General features: G+C 64.1%; 11 protein-coding genes. 1 reads left to right on the top strand and 10 read right to left on the bottom strand.

Annotation, left to right across the window (positions count from 1 at the left end; genetic code table 11):
• From MLGJGCBP_RS47420 to MLGJGCBP_RS47395, 7 genes are all read right to left on the bottom strand, one after another.
• The coding region (locus MLGJGCBP_RS47420; RefSeq protein WP_201453373.1) for a class I adenylate-forming enzyme family protein at window positions 1–1,313 on the bottom strand (1,313 nt) is incomplete at its 3' end.
• Between the two features lie 43 nt (window positions 1,314–1,356).
• Window positions 1,357–2,223, bottom strand: coding sequence for an enoyl-CoA hydratase-related protein (locus tag MLGJGCBP_RS47415; RefSeq protein WP_160101446.1), 867 nt, complete (start codon window positions 2,221–2,223; stop codon window positions 1,357–1,359).
• Between the two features lie 43 nt (window positions 2,224–2,266).
• Window positions 2,267–2,395, bottom strand: coding sequence for a hypothetical protein (locus tag MLGJGCBP_RS53455; RefSeq protein ID WP_268960798.1), 129 nt, complete (start codon window positions 2,393–2,395; stop codon window positions 2,267–2,269).
• Between the two features lie 110 nt (window positions 2,396–2,505).
• Entirely contained in the window at window positions 2,506–3,609 is a 1,104-nt protein-coding gene (locus tag MLGJGCBP_RS47410) for an NAD(P)-dependent alcohol dehydrogenase (RefSeq protein ID WP_328799660.1), read from the bottom strand.
• Between the two features lie 44 nt (window positions 3,610–3,653).
• Complete coding sequence (locus MLGJGCBP_RS47405; RefSeq protein ID WP_160101444.1) at window positions 3,654–5,108, bottom strand: aldehyde dehydrogenase; 1,455 nt, start codon at window positions 5,106–5,108, stop codon at window positions 3,654–3,656.
• The gene (locus MLGJGCBP_RS47400) at window positions 5,105–5,620 is read right to left on the bottom strand and encodes a hypothetical protein (RefSeq protein ID WP_160101442.1); all 516 of its coding nucleotides are present in this window, start codon (window positions 5,618–5,620) and stop codon (window positions 5,105–5,107) included. Before MLGJGCBP_RS47400 ends, MLGJGCBP_RS47405 begins: the two co-directional genes overlap by 4 nt.
• Entirely contained in the window at window positions 5,617–6,582 is a 966-nt protein-coding gene (locus tag MLGJGCBP_RS47395) for a phosphotransferase family protein (RefSeq protein ID WP_236581539.1), read from the bottom strand. Before MLGJGCBP_RS47395 ends, MLGJGCBP_RS47400 begins: the two co-directional genes overlap by 4 nt.
• Here MLGJGCBP_RS47395 and MLGJGCBP_RS52815 point away from each other — a divergent pair.
• Entirely contained in the window at window positions 6,493–6,723 is a 231-nt protein-coding gene (locus MLGJGCBP_RS52815) for a hypothetical protein (RefSeq protein WP_236581540.1), read from the top strand. The genes MLGJGCBP_RS47395 and MLGJGCBP_RS52815 overlap by 90 nt on opposite strands.
• Before the next feature lie 121 nt (window positions 6,724–6,844).
• Here the strand turns inward: MLGJGCBP_RS52815 and MLGJGCBP_RS47390 are convergent, their stop codons facing one another.
• From MLGJGCBP_RS47390 to MLGJGCBP_RS47380, 3 genes are all read right to left on the bottom strand, one after another.
• Entirely contained in the window at window positions 6,845–8,203 is a 1,359-nt protein-coding gene (locus MLGJGCBP_RS47390) for an MFS transporter (RefSeq protein ID WP_160101438.1), read from the bottom strand.
• A 104-nt stretch (window positions 8,204–8,307) separates the two neighbouring features.
• Window positions 8,308–9,165: an enoyl-CoA hydratase/isomerase family protein gene (locus tag MLGJGCBP_RS47385; protein ID WP_160101436.1), complete on the bottom strand. Its 858-nt coding sequence runs from the start codon at window positions 9,163–9,165 to the stop codon at window positions 8,308–8,310.
• Window positions 9,162–10,205 (bottom strand): NAD(P)H-dependent flavin oxidoreductase, encoded by a 1,044-nt coding sequence (locus tag MLGJGCBP_RS47380; RefSeq protein WP_236581538.1) that lies wholly within the window; start codon window positions 10,203–10,205, stop codon window positions 9,162–9,164. The genes MLGJGCBP_RS47385 and MLGJGCBP_RS47380 overlap by 4 nt, the downstream gene beginning before the upstream one ends.
• Window positions 10,206–10,341 lie beyond the last annotated feature (136 nt).

Below are 10,341 nucleotides of genomic sequence, written 5' to 3'. Positions count from 1 at the left end.
TCCTTCGAGCGGCCGCTCAGGTAGAGGTAGTTGTCGGCGTCGAGGCGTCCGAGGTCGCCGGTGTGCAGCCACCCGTCGGTGTCGACGAGGGAGTCCAGGTCGGGGTCGACGTACCCGCTCATCAGGCCGGGGCAGTGGACCAGGATTTCGCCGTTGCCGTCGGCGTCGGGGCCGGCGATGGTCACCTCGATCGGCGGGAGCAGTTTCCCGACGCAGCCCGGGCGTTCGGAGATCTCGCGGGAGGTGCCCATCGCGAGGAGGCCACCGGCCTCGGTCAGCCCGTACATCGACCCGGCCCCGCCACCCTTGAGGTTCGGGAACCCTTCCTGCACGGTGCGCCGGAAGGCGGGGGTGGACGCGGACCCGCCGAGCGGGATCGACCGGACACTGGAGGTGTCCGCGGCGGCGAAGTTGTCGTGTTCCATCACGCGGGTGACCATCGCGGGCACCGCACCCCAGGTCGTCACCTGCTCGCGTTCGATGAGGCGCAGGACCTCCGCGGGATCGAACCGGCCGTCCTGATACACCATGCGGGCCCCGGTGACCAGCGCCGCGGTCATCACCTGCACGCCGGCGAGGTGGAACAGCGGCACGGTCACCAGGTTGACGCTGCCGGAACCGTGGCGGTCGAGCTCGCCGGGCAGGCGGTGGGTGGCCAGCAGCAGGTTGTGGATGTTGCCGACCACCGAGCGCTGGGACAGCAGCACACCCTTGGCCGCCCCGGTGCTGCCGGAGGTGAACAGCACCAGCGCGGGGTCGTCCTCGGCGACGTCGGGCAGCGGCAGGTCGGGTGCGGTGTCGCCGTGCAGCAGCGCACCGAGGTCGGCGACACCGACCCCGGTGATGCCGGCGGGAACCCGGTCCGCGGTGTCCTCGTCGTGGACGATCACCACCGGGCGGACGGTGTCGAGGGCCCCGTGCAGTTCCGCCGCGCTCCACCAGGCGTTGCACAGGTCCACCACGGCGCCGAGGCAGTGCGCGGCCCAGAACGCCATCGTGCATTCGGCGTGGTTGCGGGCGAACAGGGCGACGTGATCACCCTTGCCGACGCCCAGGGTCCGGAAGTGTCCGGCGATCCGGGCCACCGCCCGTTCGTGTTCGGTGAAGCTCAGCCGGCGCTCACCCTGCACGACGTGGGTCCGGTCGCCCCAGTGGCGGGCGTCGAGCAACAGTTGCGCGACGGCGGTGCGCCGGTGGCGGTAGACCCGGCACGGGCGGCCGTGCACGATGTCGTCGGTGGTCTCCCGGCTCCACCGGAAACCGTCGGCGGTGGGGTCGGTGTGGTCGTCCACTGTGGTCGAGGGTGTGTTCATCAGGTGTGGTCCGTTTCGTGCGGTTGCGCAGGGGGCGGGAGGCTCAGGCGGGAGGTGCGGGCAGGGTGTCGGGGGCGGGTGCCGCGAACTGCGGGGCACGGCGTTCGGCCATGGCGGCGACGCCTTCCTTGAAATCGGGCTGCCGCATGAACTGCTCGATGAGAGCTTTCGAATCCTCCACGGCGGTGCCGACGTTCGAGTGCAGGAGCTCGGCGTAGATCTGGCGTTTGGCGCCCGTCGCCGAGGCCGGGGACACCTGGGTGGCGATGTAGTCGGCGACCTCGTAGACCGTGCCCAGGAAGTGCTCGTCCCGCGGGTGCACGCCGTTGAGGAAACCCATCCGCAGGAGTTCTTCGGAGCGCAGGATGCGTCCGGTGATGAGGATGTCGGCGGCGTTCGCCAATCCGACGATGCGGGGCAGCAGCCAGGCCAGACCGTACTCGGCGGGCAGTCCCAGGCGCGGGGTCGCGGTGGTGAACTTGGCGCCCTCGACGGCGTAGCGGAGGTCGCAGTACCCGGCCAGGGCGACCGCGATACCGGCGCACGGTCCGTTGATGGCGGCGATCAGCGGGACGCGCAGGCCCCACATCCACACCAGGTCGTGGTCGAACTCGGGGTTGACCCCGTGGCCGGGGCGGGCGAAGTCGGGCTTGTTGACGGTGTCGGCATACTTTTCCTCGGTCTCGGTGTAGAAGTCGAGCGCCTTGGCGTCGGCGCCGACGCAGAACTGGTCGCCACCGCCGGTCAGGACCACGACCCGGACGGTGGGATCGGCGTCGAGGGTTGCCATCGTCCAGCGCAGTTCCGCATTCATGCGGGAGGTCCAGGAGTTGCCGCGGCCGGGCCGGTCGAGCCACACCGTGGCGACGCCGTTGTCGCGGATTTCGTAGCGGGTGACCTTCAGATCCATGATGATTCCCTCTCGCGGGTGGAAGTGGCCGACCATGAACTGGTCAGACCCTGGTGTGTGTTGCCGGCGCTCGGTGTCCAATGTGTTCGAGCAAGGTGCGCAGGCTGTGCAGCGCATCACCGATCGGCACCTCGGCACCGAAGCGCAGGGTGAACTCGGTGAGCAGATCCATCAGCGAACGCATCATCGTCGCGATGATCGGGTTCTGAGTGGCTCCGCCTATGAGGCAATGAAATTCGATGATCGTCCGAGGCCACCTCGGCTGGACTTGCCGAACTGTGTTCACCCCGGGACGAGTACTGCTTTCACGATTTTTCCGGACTCGGCGTCGTCGATGGCTTGGTTGATCTCGTCGAGGGAGTACGTGGTGATCAGCCGGTCCGCCGGAAATCGGCCCTGCCGGTGGAGGTCGAGCAGAACAGGGATGAACTTGTCAGGCCGGGTGTCACCCATCGCCACGCCTGTGATGGTGCGGCCGGTGGAAAGAAGGCGTGTCATATCTGTCGAAAGCGCTGTTCCCCTGGGGCCTACACCGAGAATTGCGCAGGTCCCGGTGGGAGCCAGACAGTCGATTGCCTGTGCTGCCACCGCTGGTACCGCGCTCGTCTCCACGCTGTAGTTCACACCCGACGGCGCGACAGCGCGGAGGGCCTGCGTGACGTCTCTTCCAGCCGAGGCGTCGATAGTGTGTGTAGCACCTAGTTCCTGCGCCAAGTCCAGCCGAGAAGGATGGACATCGACAGCGATGATGGTGGTACACCCGACGACCTTGGCTGCCATGACAGCCGCTAGTCCCACAGCTCCGGCACCGAAGACGGCGATGCTGGACCCCACTGGTGGAGCCAGTCTGTTCATGACGGTTCCGGCGCCTGTTTGCAGTCCGCACGCCAGCGGGCCTGCCACAATGAGGTCCGCGTCCGCGCCGACCTTGACCACATTGCGTTCGGTCGCAATCGCATGAGAGGCGAAGGACGACTGCGCGAAGAAGAATCCGTGGACAGAACCGTCTCCGTGTAGAGCATTGGTCCCGTCCGGTCTGCTCCCGCCCGTCGTCCACGTCGCGTGGTCGACGCAGTAGGCCGGGTGCCCGCTTGCGCAGTAGTGGCATTCGCCGCAGTGCCAGTAGGTCATTACGACGTGATCCCCGGGGGCGACCTTGGTGACCGATTTGCCCACGGCGCGGACGATGCCGGCACCCTCATGTCCGAGGACGATCGGCAACGGCACAGGCATCCACTGGTTTCGGACTGCGACATCGGTGTGGCAGAGCCCGACGGCCGACACCTCGACGAGTACCTCATCGGATCGTGGGTCGTCGAGCGTCAGGTCCTCGAGGGATAGCGGTGCCTCCTTCTCTCTCGCCACGGCGGCACGGATCCGCAACATGCTTACTCCTTCCGATGAGGGGCAGAACCTGAAGTGTGGCCGACCTACTGCTTGTGTAGCCAGTGGTCGCTCGCGTAGATGGACTTGTACTCGGTGTACGCCTCCAGTGCTTCGGGGCCGAGCTCGCGGCCGAGGCCGCTGTCCTTCATCCCACCGAACGGCGCGCCGGGGTCGAGGGTGTAGTAGTTGATCCCGAACGAGCCAGTCCGTACGCGTCGAGCGATCTCGAGCCCGCGAGTCTCGTCTTGTGTCCAGACCGAGCCGCCCAGTCCGTAGTTGCTGTCGTTGGCGATCCGGACTGCGTCGTCGTCTCCGTCATAGGGGATCACGACGATGACGGGGCCGAAGACTTCCTCCCGGGCGATGGGATCCGAGTTCGAGACACCGGCAAACACGGTCGGTTCGACGAACCACCCACGCTCCTGATCAGCTGGCCTGCCGCCCCCCGTCACGAGCACGGCTCCTCCCGAACGCGCACCATCGATGTGGGCCAGCACCCGCGAGCGGTGCACGGCACTCACCATCGGACCGCAGGTCACCGTTGGATCCAACGGATTTCCGATCACGAGGTTGCGCGCATGGTCGGCGACAGCATCGACGATTTCGTCATATCGACTGCGCGGAGCGAGGATTCGGGATTGCAGCGCGCAAATTTGGCCGTTGTTGCGGAAACTCGAATCCGGCAGGCCGGCGACGAAGACATCCAGGTCGGCGTCGTCAAGGACGATCGATGCCGATTTGCCTCCGAGTTCCAATGTGCACGGTCGGATCAACCGACCGCACTCGGCACCGATTGCTCGCCCCGCCACCGTGGAACCAGTGAACGCAATCTTGTCGACGGAAGGGTGTGAGACGAGTGCAGCACCGGCATCGCGATCGCCCGGCACAATGTTGAGTACCCCACCGGGAATACCGGCCGCGCTCGCCGCTTCCCCGAACACGAAGGCATCCAGCGAGGTTTCGGGTGAGGGCTTGAGGACGACAGTGCACCCCATGGCGAGTGCGGGCGCGATCTTCATGACCGCCAGCGTCTGCGGAGAATTCCACGGCGTGATCGCACCCACCACACCAACCGGCTCGCGGCGGACGATGGTCGAACCCCGCTGACTGGCCCGGACGTCCTCGATCTCCGCGTCCGCCACCAAGTTGGCGTACATCCGAAGCGTCGCCGCAGGTGCGGATCCATTGGCCACCCGCGAGAGCGTGATCGGCATACCGTTCTCTCGGCTGACCAGGGTGGCAGTGTCGTCTGCGCGTGCCTCGAGTTCGTCGGCGAAGCCGAGCAGCAGCGAGGCGCGTTCGGTCGCACCCATGCGACCCCAGGGGCCGTCGTCCAGAGCGTGTCGTGCCGACTCCACCGCCCGCCCGATGTCACGGCGGTTTCCCAGGGGAGCCCAGCCGATCGACTCCTCGGTGGCGGCCTCGATCACCTCCACCGAATCCGTGCTGTCGGTCGGCACCCACTGGCCGTCGACATAGAGGGACTTGTGCTCGATCACCGGTAACCCTCCAGCAGCGCGCCGATCGGCATCGCGTCGTCCCGGGTGAATCCAGCCTGACGGAACCAGGAGGACTCGCGTTCGACCTGCCGCGCGGCGAGACTCGCCATGAGAGCAGTGGCGGATGAATCTCCTCCGGCGCGCCGGCCGCTCAGTTGCTGATAGAGCTGCTCGGTGAGCACCTTCATCCGCCGCGTCTTTTCGGTGATCACGTGAAGCGGTGTTGCTGCCTCCGTGGCACTTGGTCCGTCCTCGTTCAGGATGTCGATGACCTCGCGCTCGTCCGACGCGATCATCTGGGCGAACTCAGTAAGGGTCGTCCGGTAGTCCTGATACTCGACCACCGCGTATCGATATTCGTGTTCGTGGCATTCGATCAGGGACCCGAGGGTGGCATCGATCAAGAGAACCTGCTCGTGGGCGAAATGTGCGCTTTCGGGCAGTGCGGGTACGACGGTCTCGGTGAGCCGGCGTCGAATCGCTTCAAGTTGCTGAGTAACGGTCGGAATCATGCGGAAACTCCAGATACGAGTCGGTTGAGTTCTTTCGAGAAGTACGCGCCCAGGCCCGGATAGATGAAGTTGTACATGACATCGAGCTGGGTCATCCTGAGGTCTGCATTGCGTGGGGCCGTTCCGATCAGCGAGATCACTGACCAGTAGAGGGCATAGACCATGTAGTAGTTCAGGCGATCTCGGTCGACTGTGAGCCCCGAGATCCGCTCGTAGTCTGCAATGAATTGCTCTGTTTCAACCAGACCTGAATTGAGGAACTCTCCTGATTCCCCCGCCGAACCCCATGCGGGGAGCATGGCGTATGCAAGATCGGAATGGCGGTCACCTAGATAGCAGAGTTCCCAGTCGATTACGGACTTGATCTCGCCGCTGTGTTCGTCGAAGAGGAAGTTCCCGTTTCGGTAGTCACCGTGCAGCAACGACACTCGATCGACAGGTGGCCGATTCCGCCAGAGCCACTCCCGAGTAAGTGTGATCGTCGGATGGGGTTCGAAGGAATCCTCGTCCCATGCCCGGTCCCAGAAGGTCAACCGCCAGTCCAGTGCTTGGGTTGTCTGGGCCCTCGGAATGTCGAATCCCTCGAGGTCCGCTTCGGACCAGTCGTAGGCGTGCAGGTGGGCGAGGTGTTCAACGAACTGGGGCGCGAGCAATTTCTGCAGCCTCGGGCCGTACACCGTCCCTAGCCCGGTGGCCAGGGGCACGGCATCGGTTGGTGCAGAAACGCCCTCGACGAAGCTGGTGATCATCGCGGGTGAGCCGAAGTCGTCCGAGCCCGGGGATATCCAGTGTGCCGTCGGAACCGGCAGCGCCGACTTCACGGCGTTCAGCATGGAGAACTCACGCTGGACATTCGTCTCACAGCAAGCGCCGTGGGACTTGATCCGGAGTACGAGACGCTCGGATCCTCCGCCACGGGACAGGCGGAACGAGTAGCACTCGTTGGCACCGCCACCGGACAACTGAACGACGTCGGTGACTTCGAACTCCTCATCGAGGCGGTTGCGGAGGAAACGAGTAATTCGTACCTCGGCCTCTTCGGGGGTGATCCCGGCCCGACTTCGTGGGCCCAGGGTGCGGCGGCGCGCCCGAGCGTCGAGTAACTCGTGCAGGTTTCTTTCGATTGCATCGGCACCGGGCGCGTCGTTGCCGTAGCGAAGACCCGTCGGCGGTTCGGTCGTGAGTTTCACAGAATTTCTCCTCATTGGTATGAAAGGGGCGAGGTCAGACTTCGTCCAAGCTCCGGTTCGAAGTATTCATTCCGAAGAATCCCATCGTGATCGCGAATATCAGAGCGCAGACCGCCATGTAGGCGAAGACGGGGGCGAATCCGAAGCCGTTGTAGATACCGGCTACGAGAAATCCCTGCGCTAGTCCGGCAACGCGCCCCATCCCGTTTCCAATCCCCGCACCCAGGCCGCGAAGATTGGTCGGGAAAATTTCCGGCGCATAGGTATAGAGAACCGACAGTGCGACGTATGAGAACGCGGTCAACAGAAACCCTGAGATGACAATCAGGGTCAGATTGTCCACGACAGCGAAGACAAGAAGGAATACCGCGACAAGCACCATGCTGATCGCGCCCACCCGGCGGCGTTCAAATTTGTCGATGATGGGGTACGCCAAGAAGGAACCGGGGACGCTTGCCAGCGACACCATGAACGCTATGTGCAGGGCTTGCGTTTGAGCGAGCCCGCGCTCGACGAGGAGGGTCGCTACCCATCCGTTGAAGCCGTAGTTGATCAAGATGAAGCAGATCATGCAGACGGAGAGAACGATCAGACGACCAAGATACTTACGAGAGAACAACTCCGACACCCGGCCGGTCGGAACCGGTTCAGCTACGACAACATCGGGGAGCTCTCCTCCGGTCTTGCGGCGCGCCTCGTCCTCGAGCTTGGCGATCAGCGTCTCGGCTTCGGCCTTTCGTCCGTTATCGATCTGCCATCGCACCGACTCGGGGAGGATGCGCATGCCGATCAGGCTTCCGATGATTCCCAGGCCTCCGACAACGAATACCCACCGCCACATGCCGGGGCCCATTGCTATGACGATGCTGGAAATTCCTGCGACTGCCGGAATTCCTATACAGCCGAAACCGAGGAGGAGGGCTTGATAGCGACCCCGCAGATGCTTCGGGTACATTTCGCTGACAAATACAAGCAATACTCCGGTCATCGCCTGGAGGCCCACTCCCGTGAGGACTCGGAAGGCACCGAGAAAAATTACATTTGGCGAGAGGGCCGCCGCCAAGGAGAAAACCGAGTAGAAGACTACAGCCGATAGTATTATTTTCCGCCGACCCAGCCGGTCGGCCAGTCTTCCTCCTAGCACTGCACCGATCATCATTCCTACAAAGGTGACAGACGAGAGAAGCCCGATTGTGGAGATGGATAGTCCCCATTCGGCCCGTAGTGCCGGCGCCGTGTAGCCGAGCATTGCGGCGTCCAGTGTGTCGAAGAAGAAGAAGAAGGCAAGGAGAACCATCCACTTTTTGTGTGTGGCGGTCGCGAGCGGAAGTCGATCAATTCGGGCTTTGAGAATGGCGGTCGAGTCTTGCTGCCAGGAGGTCGAAGTAGTCATAGCGCCTTCATGCATCCTTATCCGGGTCCGATCTGGGGTGATCCGTTCCTCGGGTCCTCCTGACGAGGTCCCGGTTGTTCAGCGACATTTGCAGGCCCTGAACGTCACTTGACTGAGTAGTGGCCTTCCCGTTGCGCGAAGGCGTTCTTGGTGCCGCTCCGACGGCGCTCTCGTAGGAAGTTGAATTCGTCCTCTTCGAACCTGAGATTCGTGCCCAGGGTGTGACCGGCATACCCGCGCGCGAACTGTTCACTTCCGCCCAGACTCTCCATCGCCTGCTGCCACATGGCCCGTCCGGTCACCAAGGCATCTCTGGGATGCTGGGCGATCCGCTCGGCCCATGCTTGGACGGTGCCCTCGAGGTCGGCCTCCGGCACCGACCGGTTCACCGTCCCGAATCGCTCCGCATCTTGGCCATCGAATTCGTCTCCGAGCAGAAGGATCTCGCGGGCCCGCTTCGGACCATACTTCAGGATCTGGGTGTTCAGATGCCAGGTGTTTCCGGCCAATCCCAGTCGTTGCTCGGCATGACTGAATCGGGCAGTGTCCGCGGCGATGGCGAGATCGACCAGTTCCACGAGGTACATCCCCGCACCGGTGCACACACCGTGGACCTGCGCGATGACCGGCTTGAGCGAGAAGTGGAACGCCTTGTAGTTCTCCCCCAGTTTGCGATCTCGCGACAGCCGAGAGCGTTGGCTCGGCCGGCGCGGCTTCGATCCGTCAACACCCGGTTCGAGTCCGTAGGACTTGGCGGCGTCGTTGTAGTCGTGTCCGGAGCAGAAGGACCGTCCATTTCCTTTGAGGACGATGACCTTGACGTCGTCGTCGTCCTCCAACTCGTGCAGTTTCTCGACCAGCAGATCGAGATCGGCGAACCGGAGTGCGTTGTGCTTCTCGGGACGGTTCATGACGAGTCGGGCGACCGGCCCCTCGCGCTCCACCAGGATGGCAGTGCTCATCGTTTGGATCCTTTCATCGGCATGTTGGGAGTCGGTTGGATCGAGGTGAGGATCTCCGCCGCCTCGTCAACCATCCGAGGCAGGTATTCCGCGACATCGACAACGTCGGAGATTCCGCTGGCCACCTGCCCCATCAGTACAAGTCCGTTGTCGGTGTCGCCCTCCATTTGGGCTCGACGCATTGCGGCGATCTTCTCGGCCGGGGTGACGGTTCCGGACCGCATCTTCTCCGCGGCCGAGTTGCGCAGCATCCGGCACGGCCCGAAGACGCCGTCGATCAACAGGTCGTCACCTTCCTGTGCTGCGACGAGGGCGTCTCGGTAGGCGGGGTGCCATTCGGTGTTGTCGGTGGTCGCAGCAAATCGGGTACCGAGAGCGACGGCATCGGCGCCGAGACAGAGGGCGGCGGCCAACCCGCGGCCGTCTCGCACGCCGCCGGTGAGCACCACGGGCACATCAACCGCCGCGGCGACGTTCGGAACGAGCACGAAGGTGTGCATACCGCTCGCCGGTGCGTGCCCACCCATCTCCGAACCAGCGGCAATGACGACGTCGACGCCGGCCTCGACGGCCTTCACTGCATGCCGCGTGGCACCCACCTTGTGCTGGTGGACCATGCCCTCCTCGTGGATTCTCGCAGTCAGGCCGGCGGGGAACCCTGCAGAGGTGGTCAGAACGCGCAAGCGGCTTTCGACCCCGGCATCGGCCCGTCGTGCCGCGAACACCGCGTCGAGATAGATGCGCGCAAACGTCGCGATTCCACCGTTACGGTCGTGGCCCACAGGAATGTTCACCGCGAACGGGGCCGAGGTGCGGGTCGCGCAGTCCTCGATGCTGCGGCGCAGTTCGGCCGCGGCGGCGTGAAGGTCGCCGTCCGTTCCGGGCACGCTCACCGTGCCCAGACCGCCCGCGTTCGACACCGCCGCGGCCAGTCTGGTGGTGCTGAAGGGACCCATTCCTTCCTGAATCACCGGATGCCGAATCCCGACCAGATCGGTGTAGCGGTTGGCGAGGGGACCGCGCACGTTGTCGCTCATCATGTGCCTTTCGCATCGATGCCGCCACGGCTGAGGGTGTGATGGCCCGTGCCGGAAGGGTTGAACCGTCCACGCCGCACCATCGCCACCCTGCGTCACTGCCGTTCGCCGATCGCAAATAACTTCGTGACACGAATCA

The sequence above is a fragment of the Rhodococcus sp. T7 genome (assembly GCF_009872365.1).
Lineage (GTDB): Bacteria > Actinomycetota > Actinomycetes > Mycobacteriales > Mycobacteriaceae > Rhodococcus_F.
Note: the sequence above shows the minus strand (reverse complement) of the source record. Positions and strands in the feature narration are given on the sequence as shown.